Raw genomic sequence first — 20,870 nt, 5'->3', positions numbered from 1 at the left:
TGAGGGCCGCCTGTGGCGATCATCGAGTCCGGGCTGGGGATCAACGGAGGCACCGCGAGGGGACGCGGGCCGAAAGGTCAGGAGGACTGACGCTGCCCGAAGAGCGTCACGCCGACCGGCGGCAGTCCCACGACACTCGCCATCACCTGGCAGAACGCCTGCCCGTGCGGCCGCAGCGCGGCGTCGGTCGGCGTCCAGGACGCCCGCAGTTCCAGATCGTCGGTGCGCGCGGGCCCGGAGATGTCGCCGAAGCGGGCCGACGAGGTCTCGGTGACCGTGCCGCCCAGCGCCGTCCACTCCGCGCCGGAACTTTCCAGCGCGTCGGTCAGCCACGACCAGCCGACGGCGGGCAGGAAGGGATCGGTCGCCAGTTCCCGGTCGAGTTCCGCGCGGACGTACATGACCAGCCGCAGGACGCCGTCCCAGCCTTCCTGCCCGTCCGGATCGTGCAGGAGCACCAGTCGTCCCGACGCCAGCACATCCGCGGGGCCTTCCACCTCGCAGCTCACCGCGTAGGACCACGGCGCCAGGCGCTGCGGCGGGCGCATCGTCTCCAGCTGCACTTCGGGACGGGGCCGGACCGATTGCAACGCCGCGACGGCTTCACGGAAGAGGTCGGGTACTGACGTCATCGCGGTCACCAACCGACTGTAGGACGCGATAGTCCGGTTCGGGGCGCAGACGCGCCGAGAGTAAGGCCTCCGAGCGTCCATGGCACCATGAACCGTGATGTCTCCTTCAGCTGCTTCTCCCGCGCAGACCGTCCCCGCGGCCCGTCGCGCCCTGCCCGGTGCGCCGTTCCTGGCCGCCGCGCGCGGCGAACGCCCGGCCCGCACCCCCGTGTGGTTCATGCGCCAGGCAGGCCGGTCGCTGCCGGAGTACCGGGCGCTCCGCGAAGGCACCTCGATGTTCGAAGCCTGCTTCGACCCCGAGATGCTCGCGGAGATCACCCTCCAGCCGATCCGCCGTCACGGCGTCGACGCGGCCATCCTCTTCAGTGACATCGTCGTCCCGCTCAAGGCGGCGGGCCTCGACATCGACATCGTCGCGGGCACCGGCCCGGTCGTCGCCTCGCCGATCCGCGACGCCGCGGGCGTGCGCGCGCTGCCGGTCCTCGAACCGGAGCAGGTGGAGCGGGTCGCCGAGGGCGTCCGGCTGCTGGTCGGGTCGCTGGGCGAGACGCCGCTGATCGGTTTCGCCGGCGCGCCGTTCACGCTGGCCTCCTACCTCATCGAGGGCGGGCCGAGCCGCAACCACGAGCACACCAAGGCGCTCATGCACTCCGAACCGGAGCTCTGGCACGAGCTGGCGGGGCGCCTGGCGGAGATGGCGATCACCTTCCTGTCCGCGCAGCTGGACGCCGGAGCCGACGCGATCCAGCTGTTCGACTCGTGGGCGGGCGCGCTCTCGGAGCGGGACTACCGCGAGTTCGTCCTGCCGCATTCGGCGAAGGTGCTGTCCTCGATCGCGCGCTACGGCGCGCCGCGGATCCACTTCGGCGTCGGCACGGGTGAGCTGCTGGTGGCCATGCGCGACGCGGGTGCCGACGTGGTCGGCGTCGACTGGCGCATCCCGCTCGACGAAGCGGTCCGGCGGCTCGGCGGCGGGGTCGTGCAGGGCAACCTCGACCCGGCGCTGCTGCACGCGTCCTGGCCGGTGCTCGAAGCGGAGGTCCGGCGCATCCTCGCCGAGGGCCGCGCGGCCGACGGCCACATCTTCAACCTCGGCCACGGCGTCCTGCCCGGCGTCGACCCCGATGTCCTGACGCGCGTGGTCGGGCTGGTGCACGAGCTTCAGCCGTGAGCACGATCGCCGTCGTCGGTGGCGGTATCTCGGGACTGACGGCGGCCTATCGCCTGAGGACGCTGCTCGGCGACGACGCCCGGATCGTCGTCTTCGAGGCGGCAGGGTCGCTCGGCGGGAAGCTCCGCACGGTGGAACTCGCCGGGGAACGCTACGACGTCGGTGCGGAGGCGTTCCTCGCCCGCCGCCCCGAGGCGGTCTCCCTGGTCCAGGAGGTCGGGCTGGGCGAAAGCCTCGTCCACCCCACCAAGGCCCGCGCCAAGATCCATGCCGGCGGCTCCGTGCTCGGCCTGCCGCCGGGCACGGTCATGGGCGTTCCGGCCTCGGCCGACGCGGTCGCGGGGGTGCTGTCGGAGAAGGGTCGCGCCCTGGTCGAGGCCGAGGCCTCGTTGTCACCGCTGGAACTGCCCGCCGGTGACGTGCCGCTCGGCCCGCTGCTGCGCGAGCGGTTCGGCGACGAACTCGTGGACCGGCTGGTCGATCCCCTGCTCGGCGGGGTCTACGCCGGGGGAGCGGACGGGCTCGGGCTGCGCGCGACCATGCCCGGTCTCGCGTCCGCGATCGATCGCGGTGCACGCTCGCTCACCGAAGGCGCCGCCTCGCTCATGCCGGCCTCGCCGAGTACGGCGCCGGTCTTCGGCACCCTCCTGGGCGGCCTCGGAACGCTGATCGCACGGCTCGCGGAGCTTTCCCGCGCCGAGATCCGGACCGGGACCACCGTGACGGCGCTCGAGCGCACCGCCGTCGGCTGGAAGGTCGACGACCTCGACGCCGACTCCGTTCTTCTCGCCGTCCCGGCGCCTTCGGCACGACGGCTGCTCGACGGTGTCGCGGGAGTGGCCTCGTCGGTGTTCGCCAAGGTCGAACTCGCGTCGATGGCGGTGGTCGCGCTCGCGCTTCCGCCGGGGACCGCGTTGCCGGAGTCGTCCGGAGTGCTGATCGGCGCGGGGGAGCGGGACGCGGCCGGGAAACCGTTCGCCGCCAAGGCGTTCACCTTCTCCTCCCGCAAGTGGGCGCAGTACGGCGAAGGCCCGGTGCTGGTGCGTGGCTCGGTCGGCCGCTTCGGCGAACCGGGCGCGCTGCACGCCGACGACGACGAACTCGTGCGAGTGGTCCGCGACGACCTGGCCCGGCTGACCGGGGTCACCGCCGAGCCGATCGAGACACTGGTGACCCGATGGGGCGGCGGGCTCCCGCAGTACGGCACCGGGCACCTCGTCCGCGTCGAGCGGATCGAACGCGCCGTCGCCGCCGTTCCGGGGCTGGCGGTGGCGGGCGCGACCCTGCACGGCGTCGGGCTGCCCGCCTGCATCGCGACCGCCGACGCGGCCGCCCGCCGCATCGCCGGGATCACACCGACCCACGAGGGCTCCTGAGCACCGGCAGTGCCAAGATGGCGGTATGGCGCGGCTGAACTACAACGAGCTCAATGACACCATCCGCTACACCGCCTGGTCGGTCTTCCGGGCCGAGCAGGGCAAGCTCGGCGAAGACCGCGAGAAGGCGACAGCGGAGACCACCGAGTATCTCGACGCGCTGGAGGCCAAGGGCGTCGTCGTCCGCGGTGTCTACGACCTCTCGGGACTGCGCGCCGACGCCGACTACATGATCTGGTGGCACGCCGAGGAGATCGAGCAGGTCCAGGCGGCCTACAGCGGTTTCCGGCACACGCCGCTCGGCCGCGCGTCGGTGCCGGTGTGGAGCCAGGTCGCGCTGCACCGCCCGGCGGAGTTCAACAAGAGCCACATCCCGGCGTTCCTCGCCGGTGAAGAGGCCCGCAAGTTCATCTGCGTCTATCCGTTCGTGCGCTCCTACGAGTGGTACCTGCTGCCGGACGACGAGCGCCGCAAGATGCTCGCCGACCACGGCAAGGAGGCCCGCGACTATCCGGACGTCCGCGCCAACACGGTCGCGTCGTTCGCGCTGGGCGACTACGAGTGGATCCTGGCCTTCGAGGCCGACGAGCTGCACCGCATCGTCGACCTGATGCGTCATCTGCGCGGCACCGAGGCCCGCCTCCACGTGCGCGAGGAGATCCCGTTCTACACCGGGACGAAGGTGGCCCCTGCCGAGCTGATCGCCCTGCTGCCCTAGTGAACGCCTCACTGGACCCCCGCGTCTGGACCACGCTCACCGGCGACGAGCTCGCCGAGGACGCCGTCGAGGTCACCGGCCCCGAGTCGGTGCTGCCCGGGATCTTCCGGGTCGAGGAGGCGGCGGTCACGAGTATCGCCGCGGCGACCCTGGCGGCCGGGGAACTGCTGCGGCTGCGGGGGATCGAGCCGGGCAAGGTCTCGATCGACACCCGGCACGCCGCGGCGTCGTTCCACAGCGAGCAGTACCTCCGCGTCGACGGGGAGCCGGTGCCGTTCAGCGCGCCGCTGTCCGGCGACTATCGCGCGAACGACGGCTGGGTACGGCTGCACTGCAACTATCCGCGGCACGTCTCCGCCGTGTGCTGGGGTCTCGGTGTGCCCGCGACCCGCGCGGCGTTCGAGAAGGTCGTCGCGGCCAAGTCGAAGTACGAGGTCGAATCGGCGGTCATCGGCGCCGGCGGGGCCGCCGCCGTCATGCGCACGCGTGAGGAATGGCTGGCGCACAAGCAAGGACAGGCGTCGAGTGGGTTGCCGGTCGCCGAGATCCGGCCGCTCGGGCCGTCGGACCCCGTGCGGCTGTTCGAGTCCGACCGGCCGCTCGGCGGGGTGCGGATCCTGGACCTGACCCATGTCATCGCCGGACCGGTCGCGGGCCGCGTGCTCGCCGCGCACGGCGCCATCGTCATGCACATCGGGTCGGCCCAGCTGCCGACGGTGCCGCCGCTGGCCGTCGACACCGGGATGGGCAAACTCTCGGCGTACGTCGACCTGGAGACCGAGGCGGGGCGCTCGCGGCTGCGCAAGCTGATCGCCCGCGCCGACGTCGTGCTGCAGGGTTTCCGGCCGGGATCGCTGGTGGCCAAGGGTTTCTCGCCCGAAGCGATCGCCGAACTCCGGCCGGGCATCGTCGTCGCGGACCTGTCCGCCTACGGCTGGGAAGGGCCATGGGCACGGCGGCGGGGGTTTGACAGCCTGGTGCAGATGGCGTCGGGCATCGCCGACGAAGGCGGGAAGGCCGCCGGACTCGACGGTCCGGGTCCGCTTCCGGTGCAGGCGCTCGACCACGCGACCGGCTGGCTCACCGCGGCGGCGATCATGACCGCCGTCCGCCGGGCGGCCACCGAGGGCGGCAGCCAGCACGTCCGCACCTCGCTCGCCGGAACGGGGGAGTGGCTGAACTCCTTGGGGCGCAAGGAACCCGGTCCCTCCGGCTTCGACGGCGCCGAATGGCTGGAAGACGTCGACAGCCAGCTCGGCCGGCTGACCCGGGTCAAGATGGCGGGCACGCTGCCGGGCGCGAATCCCTTCTGGGCGGAAGCGACGCACGTCCCCGGAAGCGACCGCGCGGTCTGGTGACCCCGCGTTTAGTCCTCTGAATGCGTGTCGGCCAGAACGCATTCAGAGGACTAAACGGCGTAGCCACCTCGCCAGGCGGCCCTTCGGCTTCGGTACCTCACCGCGCTCGACGAGCCACGTGCCGAACGCGTCCGCGTAGGCCCGTGCGCGGATCGCGTCGGTCTTCGGATGCGCTGTCGCGTACTCGCGGAACAGCGCGGCGAACCGGTCGCCGAGTGCCTCGGCGAGATCGGGGCGAAGGTAGGCGGCCAGCCTGCTTTGCTTGTTCCGCAGGACGTTCGCCTCGATACGGAGCCTGTCCGCGTCGAAGCCCGCCGGAGCGTCGCCCCCGGCGAGCAGGGCCCTGAGCAGTTCGGCCTGCTGCCCGGCGAGCCGTTCCCGCGGCGAACTCACAGCGAGACCGCTTCGCGCAGCGCGGCCAGCTCGGCCGCCAGTTCGCTGTCGGGCGGGTAGTCGTCGTCGCGTTCCAGGAGCACACCCGGCGGCTCGGTGCGCCGCCGCAGTTCGCGCAGCAGGTCCAGCACCTCCGGGACCATCGGATGGGCATGCGTGTCGTGGTAGACGCCGTCGCGTTCGACACCGCCCGCCATATGCGTGTACGCCAGCCGCTCCCACGGGATCTCGTCGAGAAACCGTTCGGGATCGGTGCCGAGGTTGCGGGCGTTGGCGTACAGGTTGGCGACGTCGATGATCAGCAGGCAGCCGGTCCGGTCGGTCAGCTCCCGCAGGAACTCCGACTCGGAGAACTCCGCGTCCGGCCAGTCCAGTACCGCGGCGATGTTCTCCAGCGCGAACGGCACGTCCACAATGGACTGAGTCAGTCTGACGTTGTCCACCAGGACGTCGAGCGCTTCCCGGGTGCGGGGCAGCGGCATCAGATGCCCCGAATCGAGGCCGCCCGCGCGGACGAAGCACACGTGGTCGCTGGCCATCGGCGCGCCGAGTTCACGGGTGATTTCCGCGAGCCGCTCGACGCGGTCCGTGTCCAGCGGCTCCGCGCCGCCCAGCGACAGCGAGACCGCGTGCGGCAGGACCGGGATTCCCTTGTCGCGCAAGGCGACCAGGGTCTCGGGCAGCTGCCCGGCGTGCAGGTTCTCGGCGACGACCTCGACCCAGTCGACGCCGGGCAGCCGCGCGATCGACAGATCCAGCTCGTGCCGCCAGCCGATGCCGATCCCGAGCCTGCCGGGCCCGTCAGCCACCGCAACCCCCGCCACCGCAGGAGCTGCCTCCGCCACAGGAGCTACTGCACGAAGAGCCGCTGCTGCACGAGGAGCCGCCGGACGAACCGCCGCCGAAACCGCTGGAGACCGGAGGCGGGATCAAGGCCGCGCTCAGTTCCTCGTCGGGGAAGGAGGCGAGCCCGCCGAACGCGACCGCCGCGGCGGCGCCGCCCAGCACCGCGCCGCCGGCCATGCCGACGTATCCCGGTCCGTTCGGGATGCCGCGTTTGCGCTCCCGTCCGTGGGCGGACCTGGCCCGGTGAAGGACGCGGTCGCCCTCACCGGTCGGGCGCGGGCCCGACCTCTTGTTCTTGACGGCGCGGGCGACCAGCGTCGCGAAGACGGCCACGATCAGCAGCGGGATGAGGAAGCCGACGGGGTGGTCGCCGGAGATCCCGGCGATCAGGCGCGCCACGCCGAGGACGAGGACGGCGAGGTACAGGAAGAACACGACCTGGCGGATCCGGGGCGCCCGGTCCGCGGCCACGAGTCCCCGGGCCTCCAGATCCTTGGCGAGCGCCTGCATCGGCCCCGACATCCGCAGCCGGTCGCGGATGCCGCGGGTCGTGGCGTTGTAGCCCGGCCGTGCGCCCTTGGCGACGGCCTTTTCGATCGGGTCGGCGGGTTCGGCGCCTGTCAGCTGGAGCTGCTTCGAGCTGCTGACCCGCAACGTCCCGCGGTCGACCAGTGCCGCGATGGCCGTGTCGACCACACGGTCCGGTCCTCCGGCCAGAAAGGCGAGTTCGTACACCGTCGGCTGCGGTCCGTGCACGGCGGGGCGCGGTGCCTTGCGGCCCAGCTTGACCAAGACCGTCCACAGCAGACCGACGACCAGCGGGAACACCAGCAGGGCGCCGTAGATCGCCAGGAAAGTGGGTCCGGGGATGCCCCAGGTGTCCTTCATCGCACGGGCCTTTCACGAGCAGGTGCAGTTACCGTAGTCGGACGCTTTTCCGTCCGGTCGTGGTTCCGTGATTCGAACAGCCGGGGTGGGTTCTCACGACGGCAGTTGGACCCTCATCCGCCACAACCTCCGCCACCCCCACCACCGCCATCGCCGCCCCCGCAGGAGGAAACGGCTTGGGCACAACCGCTCGCACCGCCGGCCGTGGACCGGCTCTGTCGCGAGCCGCCGGTCCTGACCAGCGTGGCCGCGAACACCGGTTCGGGGAAGGCGCCCAAGCCGTGCAGGGCGACCCGGCCGGTCGTGGTCCTGCCGAGGCTTCGGTCCCACTGGCCGTAGTGGAGGGCCAGCATGCCCGCGGTGGTCGCGCGGCCCGCGCGATCCGGCCACTGGAGCCCTCCGGTGAGAGCGATCGCCCCGAGCACGGCGAGGAGCAGCATGATGAGAATGTCGGACGGCCGCCGCAGCGGAACGGCGTTCGCCAGTCGGGCGACCCCCAGCGCGAAGATCGGCACATACGCGGCCATCGCGCATTGCCAGCCCACCCGTCGGCGTTTCTCGCCGACCTGCAGCCCTCTCCGCTGCAGGTCGGCGCGCAACTCCAAGACGACCTCGTGCCGCGCCATCTTCGAGCGCAGCTCGCGCAGGCCGATTCCGAGGCTGGGCAAAGTCGACACGACCGCGCGCTCGAAGGGATCGGCCGGAACGGGCTTGGTCGGATACAGGACGCCGTGGCTGTCGAGCCGGAGACCGCTCCGTTCGAGCAGACCGGCGACGGCGGTGTCGGTGACCCGGTCGGAACCGCCTGCCAGCGCGGCCAGGTGGTGGACGCCGGGTACTTCACGTGCGCCGGTGTCACGGCGCAGCCACCTCGTGTGCAGTCCGGCGAGCGCGAGGGGCAGGACGGCCAAGCAGCCGTACAGCCACGCGAAAGCCGGTCCGGAGATTCCCCAAGGTTCGTTCATACGACACCGCCCTCCCCGACGCTGCTCTGCACAGGGAACGCGTCGGAGAGGGCGGTGGTTCGCTTCGGTTGGTTACGACTCGGGAACGAGCTTCAGCGAGATCGAGTTGATGCAGTACCGCTGATCCGTCGGCGTGGCGTAGCCCTCGCCTTCGAACACGTGTCCCAGGTGGCTGTGACACGACTTGCACAGCACCTCGATGCGGCGCATCCCCATCGTGGTGTCCTCGCGGAGGAGGACGGCGTCGGAATCGGCCGGGTCGTAGAACGACGGCCAGCCGCAATGGCTCTCGAACTTCGTGTCGCTGCGGAACAGTTCGGCACCGCAGGCGCGGCACTGGTAGACACCGGTGGTCTTCTCGTCGGTGTACTCCCCGGTGAAGGGGCGCTCGGTGCCCGCCTGGCGGAGCACGGCGTACTCGTCGGGGCTGAGCTGTTCCCGCCATTCCTGCTCGGACTTGACCACGCGTGGCGTGGCTCCGACAACGGGTTTCATGCCTTTCACCGGTTCCACGTTACCCCGCGAGCCACGTGATGGCCCGGCCGATGATGTCCCATGCGGTGACCATCACGCCGAGCACGATGAGGACCACGACCAGTGCGGAGACCCACCAGCGCAGGCCGCCGAGGCGGTTGCTGGAATCGGCGAAGTCGGAGACACCGTCGAGGCAGGCTTCCACGGTGAAGTTGGGGCCGCAGCGTTCGATGCGGTCCAGATGCTCGGCGAAGGCACGAGCTTCGGGGTCGTACGGGTCGAGACCTACCAGGTCCTCGCGGAAACGAGGATTCGGGCCAGGTCCGAAAGGTCCGCTATCGGCCATGGAAGCAACAGTAAGCCACGAGCGGCGATTGGCCTACCACCAGCGAGGCGGGTCTCACCACCACCACGCTGGGTCAGGGACCGAGTACTCGCGTGTCGGCGTCGATGAGGTACTGGCCGCCGACCTGGACGACGCGGAGTGCCGGACGGGGGCCGTTGTTGACCGTCACGTTCATGTCGATCGAGCCGTCGGGGTTCCCGCCGCCGCTGTCGGCGTGTGCCTGCTTGGCTCCGGTGACCTTGTGCGTCGACCAGTACTCGGCGAACGCTTCGGGAGAGCCGTACACGGCCTTCGCGCCCTCGGTGAGCTTGTTCCAGCTCGCGTCGGTCCCGATCTTGCCCGTGTCGAAGAAGTCGAGCACGAACTGCCCCACGCTCGAGAAGTTCGTGATCTTCTCGGTCTGGGCCTGGCCCAGCCCCGCCGGGGCCGCGCGCGACGACGACGGCGGATTCGACTTCGACATCGAGGTGCCCGGCTGGGCCTGGGTGTTGTCGCCGGTACCGCCCTGGGTGTTCGCCCCGTTACCCGAATTGAGCACCAGGAACACGATCACGGCGATCACCACGACCGCGGCGCCCGCGCCCGCGAACAGCGCGGCCTTGCGCTTGCCGTCGGCGGGCTTCCCCTGGGACGGCCGCATCGGGGCGGCCGCGGACGGCGGCGGGGTCGCCGCGGCGACCGGGCGCGGCGGCGTGTTCGGCGGAGCCGCCTGCGAGCGCATGGGGATGAACGCGGCCGTCGGCGTGGGCTGCTTGGCGGGCGGCGGCGGAAGCTGGGGCGTCGCGGACTGGGCCGGGGGATCGGTCCGCTGCCAGGGCGGCCGTTCCCCGGCGGGGTTGCCGCGTCCCGGGGTGTCGGGCGCGGCGGGCTGTCTGCCGCCACCGGCCCCGAAGAGCCGCGGCGACGCCGCCGTTCCCGCGGCGGATTCGTTCGCCGCCAGCGCGGCGAGCCGTTCCCTGGCCTCGGCCATGGTCGGCCGCTCGGTGGGCTCGGTGCGCAGGAGGCTCATCAGCAGCGCCGTCGCGGGACCGGCCTGCTGCGGCGGGTTGATCTGCCCGTTCGCGGCCGCGTACAGCAACGCGAGCTGGTTGGAGCTGTTCCCGTACGGCGTCTGGCCTTCGATCGCCTGGTAGAGCGTCGCGCCGAGCGCGAAGACGTCGGAGCTGGGCACCGGGTCGGAGCCGCGCGCCAGCTCGGGTGCGAGGTAGGCCGGGGTGCCGCCGATGAGGCCGGTCTGGGTGAGCGTCATGTCACCGGCCGCGCGGGAGATGCCGAAGTCGGTGATCTTCGCGGTGCCTGCCTCGTCGATCAGGATGTTGCCCGGTTTGACGTCGCGGTGCACGATCCCGGCGCGGTGCGCGGCGACCAGCGCCGACGCGACCTGCTCGCCGATCTTCGCGACGCGGCCCAGCGGCAGCGTGCCCTCCTCGGAGATGATCGCCGAGAGGCTCGGGCCGTTCAGGTACTCCATCACCAGGCAGGGATCGCCGCCGTGCTCGGCGATGTCGAACACCACGATCGCGTTCGGATGCTGGAAGCGGGCCGCGTTCTTCGCCTCGCGCATGGCGCGCTGGCGCATGTTGTCGCGTTCGGCTTCGGAGACACCGGGCTGCGGGAGGATCTGCTTGACCGCCACCGAGCGTTCGAGGCGGACGTCGATGGCGCGCCAGACCACCCCCATGGCACCGCTACCAATTTGCTCGACCAGGCGGTAGTGCCCAGCGATCAGCTGACCGGTGTCGATGGCGACTGCTCCTGACACATTCTTTGACGAACACATCCCGGGTGATGGTGGCGTTACGCGGCCTCACGGGTCCCGCGCACCCGATCGAGTGTAGCGGGCGGCGGTTTCGGATCCCCGTCAGCTCGCCGGTGCGGAGACGGGCGATTCTTCCTCGGCGCTCGATTCGGGCACCGGACGGGCCTTCCGCCGGAAGACCTTGACCAGGCCGATGGCCCCCGCGGCGGCGAACACGGCGTAACAGATCAGCAGGGCGGGGGGCGTTTCCCCGGTCAGCGCGTCGCCGAGGACGACGACCGCGACCGTGCCCGGCAGGCTGCCGAGCGCGGTCCCGAGAAGATACGGAGCGAAGCGGACGGATGACACTCCGCACAGGTAACTGAACGGAGCGAACGGCACCATCGGGATCAGCCTCAAGGAGGTGATCGCCAGGACGCCGCCGTCGGAAAGCCGGTCGTTGACCGCGCGGACCTTGGCCCGGTGCAGATGCCGGGTGACGAGGTCGCGGCCCAGCGCCCTCGCGAGGGCGAACGAGAGCCCGGAGGCGACCGTGGTCGCCAAGATGCCGACGACGATGCCCGTCGTGGCGCCGAGCAGGAGCCCGCCCGCCAGGTTGAACACGGTCCGCGGGATCGGCGCGACAGTGAGCACCGCGTAGAGGAGGAAGAAGACCAGCGGGGTGGCCGGGCCGGTCTCGGCCGCCCAGGCCCGAAGCCCGGCCGGGCCGGGGATCGGCAGCAGTACCGCGGCGGCCACGAAGAGGGCGAGCACGGTGAGCGCGAGCATCAATTTGGTACGGCCGGACACCACGTCAACCGTACGGTATCCGCTGTGATCGATACCGACGCGCTGCGACGGCAGCCCGAACTCATCGGCGAGCACGTCGTGCTGGCGCAGCTGGACGAGACTTACCTCGAACCCGCGTGGCGGGCGGTGCGGGAGCCGGAGACGACCAGGCTGACCGGCACGCACACGAAGTTCACCGAGGAGCAGATCCGCAAGTGGCTCGCCTCCAGGCCGGGACTCGACGATCGGGCGGACTACGCGATCCTCCGCGGCGAAGACCGCGCCTACCTCGGTGACGTCGTGCTTTCCGACATCGACGAGCACAACCGCTCCGGGGCCTTCCGGATCGCGTTGACCGGTCCCGATGTCTTCGGCAAGGGCTACGGCACCGAGGCGACCAAGCTCCTCCTGGACTTCGCGTTCGACGTCGTCGGCCTGCACCGCGTGTCGCTCGAGGTCTTCGAACACAACCCGAGGGCGCGGCGCGTCTACGAGAAATGCGGGTTCGTCCGCGAAGGGCTCCAGCGGGAGGCGCTGTGGTGGGACGGCGAGTGGCATGACGTCATCACGATGGCAATTCTGAAGAACGATCCGCGGCCCTGATCGGCGCCGGACTGGCTACGGTGGGCGCATGCCCAAGAACGGTGAGCCGATCGAGGTCGCGGTAGGCGAGCGCAAGGTGCGGGTGTCCAGCCCGGACAAGGTGTACTTCCCCGCCCGTGGCATCACGAAGCGCCAGGTCGTGGAGCACTACGTCGCGGTCGGCGAGCCACTGCTGCGCGCGGTCGGGGAGCGGCCCACGACGCTGAAGCGCTATGTCGACGGTGTCGAGGGCGAGTGGTTCTACGCCAAGCGCGTGCCGAAAGGCGCCCCCGAGTGGGTGGAGACCGTGAAGATCACCTTCCCGTCCGGCCGGACGGCCGAGGAGGTCTGCCCGACCGAGCCCGCCGTCTTCGCCTGGGCGGCGAATCTGGGCACCTTCGACTTCCACCCGTGGCCGGTGCGGCGGCCCGACGTCGACCATCCCGACGAACTGCGCATCGACGTCGACCCGCCGGACGAGGCCGGGTTCACCGACGCGGTCGAGGTCGCCGGGGTGGTGCGCGACGTCCTCGACTCGGCCGGGCTCGTCGGCTACCCGAAGACCTCGGGCGGGCGCGGCGTGCACGTCCTGGTGCGGATCCGGCCGGAGTGGGACTTCATCGACGTCCGCCACGCGGTGATCGCGCTCGGCCGCGAGGTCGAACGCCGGATCCCGGACAAGGCGACCATCGCGTGGTGGAAGGAAGAGCGCGGCGGCCGGGTCTTCATCGACTACAACCAGGCGGCCCGCGACCGCACGGTGGCTTCGGCCTGGTCGGTCCGGGGCACCCCGCGCGCGACGGTGTCGACGCCGTTGACCTGGGACCTGCTCACCGAGGTCGACCCGGACGACTTCGACGTCCTCACCGCCGGTGCCTTCTACGCCGAGCACGGCGACCTGCACGCGCCGATGGACGAACGGGCGTTCGGCATCGAGACGCTGCTGGAGTGGTACGCGCGGGACGAGCGCGACCACGGCCTCGGCGAGATGCCGTATCCGCCGGACTACCCGAAGATGCCGGGTGAGCCGAAGCGGGTCCAGCCCAGCAAAGCGCGGGACGACACCTAGCCCGCGTTTGGTCCTCTACTCGCGTGCCGGGAGACGGCGGCCGAGGTAGTCACGCGCGATACGCGCCAGCCTGGCGGTTGTGGCGGCCTTGTAGCTCCAGAGCCCGGCGACGTACACGGCGAACGCGGTGATCGCTTCATCGCCCGCTTCGGCCCAGCGGGTGTTCCGTCGCGCCCAGGTCTCCGCCTCGTCCACTCGGTGGCCCGCGTCGATGAGGCGGATGACCAGGAAAGCCGGGTCGACCCACGCGGCACCTCGTGCGGGCCAGCCCCAATCGATGACCCGGATCTCCCCGTCGTCGGCGATGAGGAACTGGTCCGGGTGGAGATCGGTGTGGAGAAGGCTGTTTCCGGCGACGAGCGCGGGGACCTTCCGCTCCCAGGCCACCAGTTCGTCGAGGTTCCAGCGGCCGATGACCTCAGGGCGCTCCTGGCCTAGCCGGTCCCACCATGTCGGCTGCCAGCGCTGCTCCAGCGCCCGGAGCCCGGGAGCCTGGAGACGCCCGATGCGGTCGAGCGTCGCGGCCACCAGCGCGAGGTCGGAGGAGCCCGGGGCGAGCTGGGCACGCCGGCCGCGCACGTACTCGAAGCCGACGACCAGCCAGTCCTCGATGTCGGCGGAGAAGTGCACGGCCGGGGCGATGTCGGAGGTCGGTTCGCCGACGCCGGCTTCGTTCCGGAGCCAGCGCATCGGTGGGGAGATTCCCTCCACCGCCTTGACGAACAAGGGCGCCGCTCCGTCACGGTGCACGACGGCGGTGAAGTTGCTGCTCTGGCCTGCCTTGACCTCCTCGCACACGGTGATGGCGCCGACGCGCTCCCGGATTCCCTCGCGTACGGGTTCCGGCAACTCACTCCAGCGGTACTTCTTCACCTTGTCGTCCTGCTCCCGGAGCTACTTGCCGTTGGTGTCGGTGTTCTCGTTCGTCAGGGACATGATGGATGAACCGTTGCCGCCCGGCGCCGGTCCGGGCGGGCGGTACGAGGGCGACGGCGAGCCCGGGCCGGGAGCGGGAACGCGTTTCGTGACGGCACGTGCGGCTTCGGTGACCGATTCCCGCTTCTCGTCCGTCTCTTCCGCGATTTTCTCGCGAGCTGATTGCGAACTCGTGTCGATCCAGAAACCTGTTACCGCTCCGGGAGTGATCGATACGAGACTGTGTGACGCGTGGGACTCGGTCGTAACGCCAGGCTTCCTGCCAGCGACATTTCCCTCCGAACACCAGCCTGGGGGAGACGAAGGAGAATTCGTGGACGACCTGATCGCCTTCCTCGCCGCGCGGGTGGGGCAACGCCAGGCGCTGATCATGCAGGCCGTCAAGAAAACCGAGATCAGCGAATCGCTCACCCGCGGTGAGACCAAGGTCGTCATCGAAAAGAAGATCCGCTCGCTGAACGACCTCGAACTCGACGTGGTCAACCAGATGATCAACGAGATCGAGGCGACCCGGCGGCTCCTGCAAGCGCACCGCACCACGGTCTCGGAGAAGGTCCCGGGATTCCCCCTGTACGGCAACGAATACTGGTGCGAGACGTGCAACGTGCCCGCGGACGAGGCCGGGACGAACTGGTGCCTGACCCTGCGGCTTCTCGCCCTGCCCTACGCCGACCACCCGGACTACAGCGAGCGCTGGCGCCCCTGAGCGGGAATGCCCGCCGCGTCCGGGCGCGTTGATCCGAGGGTGATCACCCTTTCGGTTCTGGACCGGTCCCCGACCCGCCGCGGCGGTGACGCGCCCCGCGCCCTGCGGGACACCGTCGCCTTCGCGCGAGAGATCGAAGCGCTGGGCTATCACCGGTTCTGGGTCTCCGAACATCACAGCGTGCCCGGCGTCGCCGGTTCGGCGCCCACGGTGCTGGCGGCCGCCGTCGCCTCGGCCACCGGGCGGATCCGGGTCGGCACCGGCGGCGTGATGCTGCCGAACCACCGGCCGCTGGTGGTCGCGGAACAGTTCGGCGTGCTCGAAGCGCTGTTCCCCGGCCGGATCGACATGGGGCTGGGCAGGTCGGTCGGGTTCACCGGCGGGGTCCGCCAGGCGCTCGGGCACGAGAAGGGCGACGCCGACCGCTTCGGCGACCAGGTCCGGGAGCTGCTCGGGTTCCTCGCGGGCGACCAGACGGCGTATCCGGGCGTGCACGCCATTCCGGCGGAGGGCCTGCGCGTGCCCGCGTTCCTGCTGGCCACCGGCGCGGGGGCGCGGCTGGCCGCGGAACTGGGGCTGCCGCTGGTGATCGCGCCGGTGCGGGGCGAGGGACCACTGCTCGAAGCGATCGAGGGCTACCGTTCCGCCTTCCGGCCTTCCGCGCAGGCTTCGCGGCCGTACGTCGTGGTGTCCACGGCGATCGCGGTCGCCGAGACGGCCGGGCTGGCGCGGCAGCTGCTGATCCCTGAAGCGTGGTCGACGGTCTACTCGCGGACGCACGGCGTCTTCCCGCCGCTGTCGCCGGTGGAGGAGATCCTCGCGGGACCGCTGTCCGGACGTGATCAGGAGCGGCTGGACCGGGCGCTCGACGGCCAGATCGCCGGCACCCCGGACGAGGTGGGCGACCGGCTGGCCGCTCTCGTCGCCAAGACCGGCGCCGACGAGATCCTCGTGACGACAAGCACCTTCGACCAGGCGGAGCGGCTGGAGTCCTATCGCGGGCTCGCCGAGGTCGCCGGGCTGAGAAGCCTCGCCGCGGCGTCGTGATCTTTGTTAGGGTCACGGCCATGACTGCCGGGTCGGCCTTGTGCCGTGAGCGGACGGGTTCCCCGGCCGCCGCTTGATCTCCCAGCGGGCTCGCAGCCCGCCTCCGCGTAGGTGTCCCTTCGGGTGGACCATGCGCGGAGAGGAGGTGAATCGCATGTCCCACAAGGAAAACTGGCGTGATTTCGTCGTCGCGAACGCGGACGGCGGCGTCCTGGACGGCGTCGTCACGCGAGTGCTGCCGTTCGGCGCGTTCGTCGAGGTGGCCCAGGGGCTGGAAGGGTTGCTGCCGACCGTCGGCGGCACCGGGCCACTCGCCGCCGGGGCGTCCGTCGCGGTCCGGCTCGACAAGCTGGACATCCAGAACCGGCGGTTCAGCCTGACCCTGGCCTGACGCCCCCTCGCATTTCGTCCTCTGGATGCGGTATTTCGCGTCGCGAACCATCGCATCCAGAGGACTGAACGTGTTCTAGAGGCGCAACAGGAGCTGGGTCAGGACACGCTGCGCGGGGTCGGCCAGGTCGATCCCGGACACCTCGCCGGCGCGCCGCACCCGGTACCGCACCGTGTTCGGGTGGATGTTCAGCTCCCGCGCCGCGCGCCGGACATCGCCGAACGCGTCGAGGTAGGCGAGTACGGCCGGGACGAGGATGCCGCCGTGCTCGGCGTCGTGCGCGACCAGCTCCGTCAGCCGCGGATCGCGGATCCTCGGCTGCTCGCCGAGGAAGGCGAGCACCTCCGAGAGCAGGACCTCGGCGCGGACGTCGGCGAGCGAGGCGACGTCCGCGGTCCCGTGGCCGCGGGCCATCGCCGCCAGCACGCGGTCGGCGTCCCCCCGCGAGGCCGCCGCGTCGGAGAGCCGGGGCACGACGCCGCCCAGCGCGGCGCGCACCCCGACCTCGAGATGCCGTCGCGCGGTGCCGACGATCTCCTTGGCCAGCGCGAGGATCCGCGGCTCGGCGTGCTCGGGGAGATCGGGAAGGAGCGCGTAAACCCGCCCGCCGATCACGCTCACCAGCGCGCTCCGCCGGTACGCGGCGGTGTGCACGGTGATCAGGTGCACCAGTTCGGCACGCCGCAGCTGCCGGTCGGTCGCCGCGCGGTCGCGGGGGAGCGAGAACCCCAGCACCATGGCGGGTTTCCCGGGGTCCGCGCCGATGTCGTCGGCCACGGATTCGACGTCGAGACGGCCTTCGAGCAGCCCGGCCAGTAGGTCCTCGCGCAGCCGGAGTTCCGGGCTGGGCAGCATGCGATGCCGGATCAGCTGGGGCGCGAGCGCCCGGCTGGCACCGAGCAGGGCGACCTCCGCGCTTTCGGTGAGCGGATGCGCGCCCTCCTGGACCCAGATCGTGCCGAGCGGCTGGGAACCGGCGTGGATGCCGGCCGCGATCCGCCGCCGGATGCCGAGATCGGGCCGTTCGTCGATGCGGACGATGCCTTCACCGGCGCGAAGCCGCTGGTAGACGCCCCATTCGCGCAGCATCGCGAGATAGCGCTCCGGGCCCTCGCGGCCGAGGATCGAGAGCCTGCGCAGCTCGTCCACCTCGTCGCCCGCCCGCGAGTAGGCCAGTACGCGGCTGGCGGTGTCCTCGATGCTGACCAGGCCGCCGGTCAGCGTCGCGATGGTCTGCGCGAGCGAGAACAGATCGCCCAGTACCTCGCCGTGGTCCGCCTCGCCGCCCGCGCGGGCCGCGTCGACGACGCCCCTGGCCAGCGCCTCGACCTGCTCCCAGCGCGCCTCGTGGCCGACTTCGAGCAGCGCGATCCCGGTGTCGGCCGCGACGTGCACGACGGCCGAGCCGTTCTTGACCGCCACGGCGGCCGCGCCGGACCGTCCCGCCGCCCGGATCGCCCCCGCCGCCGACCGCCCGCGCGCGCCGATCACCAGGACGAGATCACCCGGATGGGCGTCCGGCGGGTCTTCCGGATCGTGGATGACGACGTCCTCGACGCCGACGCCGAGGCCGCCCGGCGCCGCGAGCACCCTGACCAGCGGTTCTCCGAGCGTGGCGAGGACGTGCCGCAGCGAAGCGCCGGGCACTCCCGTGGTCGGTTCGGTAGTCGCGGTGATCACCAGATTAAGCCGATCGGACAAGACGGTCACCCTGATTCTAGCCAGTCGGACAATCCGCCGGGAGGTCGTCCGGTCTACCGTTCGGGGAGAGACCTCTAACCGGCGAAGTGAAGTCAGGAGCAGTCAGTGGACGCCGTGACCCAGACCCCCGCCCCGAAGAACGAGCCGGTGCTGAACTACGCGCCGGGCAGCGCTGAGCGCGCTGAACTCGAGGGCGCGCTCAAGTCGCTGGGCGGCGCCGACCCCATCGACATCACCGCGACGATCGGTGGTGAGCAGCGCAAGGGCGGCGGCGAGAAGATCGAGGTCGTCCAGCCGCACAACCACAAGGCCGTGCTGGGCGTCATCCACAGCGCGACCGCGCAGGACACCCACGACGCGATCGCCGCGGCCAAGGCCGCCGCCCCGGGCTGGCGCGCGCTCTCCTTCGACGACCGCGCCGCGATCATCCTGCGTGCCGCCGACCTGCTGGCGGGCCCCTGGCGCGCCCGGCTGAACGCCGCCACCATGCTCGGCCAGTCGAAGACCGCCTTCCAGGCCGAGATCGACTCCGCCTGCGAGCTGATCGACTTCTGGCGCTTCAACGTCGCCTTCGGCCGTCAGATCCTCGCCGAGCAGCCGGTCAGCTCGCCCGGTATCTGGAACCGGATGGAGCACCGCCCGCTCGAGGGCTTCGTGTACGCCATCACCCCGTTCAACTTCACCGCGATCTCCGGCAACCTGCCGACCGCGCCCGCGCTGATGGGCAACGTCGTGCTGTGGAAGCCGTCGCCGACGCAGAGCTACGCCGCGCACATGCTGATGCGGCTGCTCGAAGAGGCGGGCATGCCGCCGGGCGTCATCAACCTGCTCCCGGGTGACGGCAAGGCCGTCTCCGAGGTCGCCCTCACCCACCGCGACCTGGCCGGGATCCACTTCACCGGGTCCACCGCGACGTTCCAGCACCTGTGGGCCACCGTCGGCGCCAACATCTCCGGCTACCGCACGTACCCGCGCCTGGTCGGCGAGACCGGCGGCAAGGACTTCGTGCTCGCGCACGCCTCGGCCGACGTCGACATCCTGCGCACCGCGCTGATCCGCGGCGCCTTCGAGTACCAGGGCCAGAAGTGCTCGGCCGCTTCCCGCGCCTACGTCCCGCGCTCGCTCTGGGCGAGCCTGAAGGACGAACTGGTCTCCGAGACCGAGGCCCTCACCTACGGCGACGTCACCGACCTGACCAACTTCGGCGGCGCCGTGATCGACCGCCGCGCCTTCGACAAGCACGCCGCCGTACTGGCCAGTGCCGCCGAGGACGCCGAGGTCGAGGTCATCGCCGGTGGCACCGCCGACGACAGCGTCGGCTACTTCGTGCGCCCGACGATCCTCGTCTCGGACAACCCGAAGCACGAGATCTTCCGCACCGAGTACTTCGGCCCGATCCTCGCGATCCACGTCTACGACGACGACACCGCCGAAGGCTTCGACAACGTGCTCAAGCTGGTCGACGAGACCGCCGACTACGCGCTCACCGGCGCGGTCATCGCCAACGACCGCACGGCCGTCGCGAAGGCGTCCGAGGCGCTGCGCTTCGCCGCCGGCAACTTCTACGTCAACGACAAGCCGACCGGTGCGGTCGTCGGGCAGCAGCCCTTCGGCGGCGGTCGCGCGTCCGGCACCAACGACAAGGCCGGTTCGGTGTTCAACCTGCTCCGCTGGACGAGCCCGCGCTCGATCAAGGAGACCTTCGTTCCGCCGACCGGCGTCCGCTACCCCCACCAGGGCTGAGTTCTCCAGGAGTCCGTGATGTTGCGTGCCCCGTTGCTCGCCGCCGCCCGATCCCGGCGGATGCGCAAGCTGGTCGAGGTCGTCCCCGCCACCCGATCGGTGGTGAGCCGGTTCGTCGCCGGTTCGAAGACGCCCGACGCCGCCCGGGTGGTCCGCGAACTGGCCGACGACGGCCTCCGGGTCACCCTCGACCACCTCGGCGAGGACACCACCGACGCCGAGCAGGCCGCGACGACCGTCCGCGCCTACGAGGAACTGCTGTCCGCGCTGGCGGCCGACGGTCTCGCGTTCGGCGCGGACGTCTCGGTGAAGCTGTCCGCGGTCGGCCAGTTCCTGCCCGCCGACGGCGAGAAGGTCGCACTGGAGAACGCCCGCAAGATCTGTGCGGCGGCCGAGGCGGTCGGTGCCACGGTGACCCTCGACATGGAGGACCACACCACCACCGATTCGACCCTGGGCATCCTGCGGGAACTGCGCACCGAGTACCCGTGGGTGGGCGCGGTGCTGCAGGCATACCTGCGGCGGACCGAACAGGACTGCCGCGACCTCGCCGGTGAAGGCTCCCGCGTCCGGTTGTGCAAGGGCGCCTACGCCGAACCCGAAGAGGTCGCGTTCCAGGACAAGTCCGAAGTGGACAAGTCCTACGTGCGCTGCCTGAAGATCCTCATGGCTGGCAAGGGTTATCCGATGGTCGCCTCGCACGACCCGCGGATGATCGCGATCGCCGAGAAGCTCGCCATGGACGCGGGCCGCAAGGCGGACGACCACGAATTCCAGATGCTGTACGGGATCCGTCCCGAGGAGCAGCGCCGGATCGCGGGGGACGGCAAGACCATGCGCGTCTACGTCCCCTACGGCGACGAATGGTACGGCTATTTCATGCGCAGGCTGGCGGAACGCCCGGCGAACCTGGCGTTCTTCCTGCGCGGACTCGCCACCCGGGGCTGACCCGGTTCCCGGTGGCACGGTTCCGCTGAAGTACAAAGGGGCCCTTCCCGGCG

The 20,870-nt window shown here is 70.9% G+C and carries 22 protein-coding genes; 11 read left to right on the top strand and 11 right to left on the bottom strand.

Annotation, left to right across the window (positions count from 1 at the left end; genetic code table 11):
* Positions 1 to 77: 77 nt before the first annotated feature.
* Complete coding sequence (locus tag L324_RS02665; RefSeq protein WP_037304423.1) at positions 78 to 641, bottom strand: DUF3000 domain-containing protein; 564 nt, start codon at positions 639 to 641, stop codon at positions 78 to 80.
* Between the two features lie 88 nt (positions 642 to 729).
* Here L324_RS02665 and hemE point away from each other — a divergent pair, with 88 nt between their 5' ends.
* Genes hemE through L324_RS02645 form a run of 4 tightly spaced genes read left to right on the top strand, consistent with a single transcriptional unit; the run spans position 730 to position 5,255 of the window.
* Positions 730 to 1,803 (top strand): uroporphyrinogen decarboxylase, encoded by a 1,074-nt coding sequence (hemE, locus tag L324_RS02660; RefSeq protein ID WP_037303816.1) that lies wholly within the window; start codon positions 730 to 732, stop codon positions 1,801 to 1,803.
* Positions 1,800 to 3,179: a protoporphyrinogen oxidase gene (gene hemG, locus L324_RS02655; protein ID WP_037303815.1), complete on the top strand. Its 1,380-nt coding sequence runs from the start codon at positions 1,800 to 1,802 to the stop codon at positions 3,177 to 3,179. The genes hemE and hemG overlap by 4 nt, the downstream gene beginning before the upstream one ends.
* Before the next feature lie 25 nt (positions 3,180 to 3,204).
* A complete protein-coding gene (gene hemQ / locus L324_RS02650; RefSeq protein ID WP_037303814.1) occupies positions 3,205 to 3,897 on the top strand; it encodes a hydrogen peroxide-dependent heme synthase in 693 nt (230 codons plus the stop codon).
* Positions 3,897 to 5,255 (top strand): CoA transferase, encoded by a 1,359-nt coding sequence (locus tag L324_RS02645; protein ID WP_438938437.1) that lies wholly within the window; start codon positions 3,897 to 3,899, stop codon positions 5,253 to 5,255. The genes hemQ and L324_RS02645 overlap by 1 nt, the downstream gene beginning before the upstream one ends.
* A 42-nt stretch (positions 5,256 to 5,297) precedes the next feature.
* Here the strand turns inward: L324_RS02645 and L324_RS43200 are convergent, their stop codons facing one another.
* The 8 genes from L324_RS43200 to L324_RS02605 all read right to left on the bottom strand — a co-directional run bounded on the left by L324_RS43200 (position 5,298) and on the right by L324_RS02605 (position 11,715).
* Positions 5,298 to 5,648, bottom strand: a complete 351-nt coding sequence (locus L324_RS43200) for an SCO6045 C-terminal-like domain-containing protein (RefSeq protein ID WP_037303812.1) — start codon at positions 5,646 to 5,648, stop codon at positions 5,298 to 5,300.
* Entirely contained in the window at positions 5,645 to 6,457 is an 813-nt protein-coding gene (locus tag L324_RS02635) for an MbnB/TglH/ChrH family RiPP precursor modification enzyme (protein WP_037303810.1), read from the bottom strand. Before L324_RS02635 ends, L324_RS43200 begins: the two co-directional genes overlap by 4 nt.
* Positions 6,450 to 7,382, bottom strand: a complete 933-nt coding sequence (locus tag L324_RS02630) for a TIGR04222 domain-containing membrane protein (protein WP_037303809.1) — start codon at positions 7,380 to 7,382, stop codon at positions 6,450 to 6,452. The genes L324_RS02635 and L324_RS02630 overlap by 8 nt, the downstream gene beginning before the upstream one ends.
* A 113-nt stretch (positions 7,383 to 7,495) precedes the next feature.
* Positions 7,496 to 8,347 (bottom strand): TIGR04222 domain-containing membrane protein, encoded by an 852-nt coding sequence (locus L324_RS02625; protein ID WP_037303808.1) that lies wholly within the window; start codon positions 8,345 to 8,347, stop codon positions 7,496 to 7,498.
* 72 nt (positions 8,348 to 8,419) lie between these two features.
* Entirely contained in the window at positions 8,420 to 8,842 is a 423-nt protein-coding gene (gene msrB / locus L324_RS02620) for a peptide-methionine (R)-S-oxide reductase MsrB (protein ID WP_037304420.1), read from the bottom strand.
* 19 nt (positions 8,843 to 8,861) lie between these two features.
* The gene (locus L324_RS02615; RefSeq protein ID WP_037303807.1) at positions 8,862 to 9,167 is read right to left on the bottom strand and encodes a hypothetical protein; all 306 of its coding nucleotides are present in this window, start codon (positions 9,165 to 9,167) and stop codon (positions 8,862 to 8,864) included.
* Positions 9,168 to 9,240: 73 nt separating this feature from the next.
* Positions 9,241 to 10,848, bottom strand: a complete 1,608-nt coding sequence (locus tag L324_RS02610) for a serine/threonine-protein kinase (RefSeq protein WP_037303806.1) — start codon at positions 10,846 to 10,848, stop codon at positions 9,241 to 9,243.
* Positions 10,849 to 11,028: 180 nt separating this feature from the next.
* Positions 11,029 to 11,715 carry a TVP38/TMEM64 family protein gene (locus L324_RS02605; RefSeq protein WP_037304419.1) on the bottom strand — a complete coding sequence of 229 codons (687 nt, stop codon included), beginning with the start codon at positions 11,713 to 11,715 and terminating at the stop codon, positions 11,029 to 11,031.
* 24 nt (positions 11,716 to 11,739) lie between these two features.
* Here L324_RS02605 and L324_RS02600 point away from each other — a divergent pair, with 24 nt between their 5' ends.
* Both L324_RS02600 and L324_RS02595 read left to right on the top strand, forming a co-directional pair.
* Entirely contained in the window at positions 11,740 to 12,297 is a 558-nt protein-coding gene (locus tag L324_RS02600; protein WP_037303805.1) for a GNAT family N-acetyltransferase, read from the top strand.
* Between the two features lie 28 nt (positions 12,298 to 12,325).
* Entirely contained in the window at positions 12,326 to 13,345 is a 1,020-nt protein-coding gene (locus tag L324_RS02595) for a DNA polymerase domain-containing protein (RefSeq protein WP_037303804.1), read from the top strand.
* Positions 13,346 to 13,360: 15 nt separating this feature from the next.
* On the opposite strand, the gene L324_RS02590 is transcribed toward L324_RS02595, so the two are convergent.
* Positions 13,361 to 14,218, bottom strand: coding sequence for a phosphotransferase family protein (locus tag L324_RS02590; protein WP_037303803.1), 858 nt, complete (start codon positions 14,216 to 14,218; stop codon positions 13,361 to 13,363).
* Between the two features lie 376 nt (positions 14,219 to 14,594).
* Between L324_RS02590 and L324_RS02585 the strand changes: the two genes are divergently transcribed.
* The 3 genes from L324_RS02585 (at position 14,595) to L324_RS02575 (ending at position 16,425) form a co-directional block, all read left to right on the top strand.
* Positions 14,595 to 14,987, top strand: a complete 393-nt coding sequence (locus tag L324_RS02585) for a DUF6221 family protein (protein WP_037303801.1) — start codon at positions 14,595 to 14,597, stop codon at positions 14,985 to 14,987.
* Between the two features lie 6 nt (positions 14,988 to 14,993).
* Entirely contained in the window at positions 14,994 to 16,034 is a 1,041-nt protein-coding gene (locus L324_RS02580; RefSeq protein ID WP_051173583.1) for an LLM class flavin-dependent oxidoreductase, read from the top strand.
* A gap of 154 nt (positions 16,035 to 16,188) precedes the next feature.
* A complete protein-coding gene (locus L324_RS02575; RefSeq protein ID WP_037303798.1) occupies positions 16,189 to 16,425 on the top strand; it encodes a S1 RNA-binding domain-containing protein in 237 nt (78 codons plus the stop codon).
* A gap of 75 nt (positions 16,426 to 16,500) precedes the next feature.
* Here the strand turns inward: L324_RS02575 and L324_RS02570 are convergent, their stop codons facing one another.
* Positions 16,501 to 18,072 carry a PucR family transcriptional regulator gene (locus L324_RS02570; RefSeq protein ID WP_175583831.1) on the bottom strand — a complete coding sequence of 524 codons (1,572 nt, stop codon included), beginning with the start codon at positions 18,070 to 18,072 and terminating at the stop codon, positions 16,501 to 16,503.
* A 159-nt stretch (positions 18,073 to 18,231) separates the two neighbouring features.
* On the opposite strand from L324_RS02570, the gene pruA reads away from it, so the two are divergent.
* Positions 18,232 to 19,869 (top strand): L-glutamate gamma-semialdehyde dehydrogenase, encoded by a 1,638-nt coding sequence (gene pruA, locus L324_RS02565; protein ID WP_037303797.1) that lies wholly within the window; start codon positions 18,232 to 18,234, stop codon positions 19,867 to 19,869.
* An 18-nt stretch (positions 19,870 to 19,887) separates the two neighbouring features.
* Positions 19,888 to 20,817 (top strand): proline dehydrogenase family protein, encoded by a 930-nt coding sequence (locus tag L324_RS02560; RefSeq protein WP_037303796.1) that lies wholly within the window; start codon positions 19,888 to 19,890, stop codon positions 20,815 to 20,817.
* The last annotated feature ends 53 nt before the right edge of the window (positions 20,818 to 20,870 follow it).

Source organism: Amycolatopsis orientalis DSM 40040 = KCTC 9412, assembly GCF_000478275.1.
GTDB classification, from domain to species: domain Bacteria; phylum Actinomycetota; class Actinomycetes; order Mycobacteriales; family Pseudonocardiaceae; genus Amycolatopsis; species Amycolatopsis orientalis.
The sequence above is the reverse complement of the archived record's forward strand: the minus strand, read 5'-3'. Positions and strand labels throughout refer to the sequence as shown.

Bases quoted from the DNA above. Each gene is read 5' to 3' on its own strand.
- L324_RS02615 (WP_037303807.1), bottom strand. From the start codon at position 9,167: ATGGCCGATAGCGGACCTTTCGGACCTGGCCCGAATCCTCGTTTCCGC.
- L324_RS02625 (WP_037303808.1), bottom strand. From the start codon at position 8,347: ATGAACGAACCTTGGGGAATCTCCGGACCGGCTTTCGCGTGGCTGTAC.
- hemE (WP_037303816.1), top strand. From the start codon at position 730: ATGTCTCCTTCAGCTGCTTCTCCCGCGCAGACCGTCCCCGCGGCCCGT.
- L324_RS02560 (WP_037303796.1), top strand. From the start codon at position 19,888: ATGTTGCGTGCCCCGTTGCTCGCCGCCGCCCGATCCCGGCGGATGCGC.
- msrB (WP_037304420.1), bottom strand. From the start codon at position 8,842: ATGAAACCCGTTGTCGGAGCCACGCCACGCGTGGTCAAGTCCGAGCAG.
- L324_RS02580 (WP_051173583.1), top strand. From the start codon at position 14,994: ATGCCCGCCGCGTCCGGGCGCGTTGATCCGAGGGTGATCACCCTTTCG.
- L324_RS02610 (WP_037303806.1), bottom strand. From the start codon at position 10,848: ATGGGGGTGGTCTGGCGCGCCATCGACGTCCGCCTCGAACGCTCGGTG.
- L324_RS02575 (WP_037303798.1), top strand. From the start codon at position 16,189: ATGTCCCACAAGGAAAACTGGCGTGATTTCGTCGTCGCGAACGCGGAC.
- hemQ (WP_037303814.1), top strand. From the start codon at position 3,205: ATGGCGCGGCTGAACTACAACGAGCTCAATGACACCATCCGCTACACC.
- L324_RS02630 (WP_037303809.1), bottom strand. From the start codon at position 7,382: ATGAAGGACACCTGGGGCATCCCCGGACCCACTTTCCTGGCGATCTAC.
- L324_RS02595 (WP_037303804.1), top strand. From the start codon at position 12,326: ATGCCCAAGAACGGTGAGCCGATCGAGGTCGCGGTAGGCGAGCGCAAG.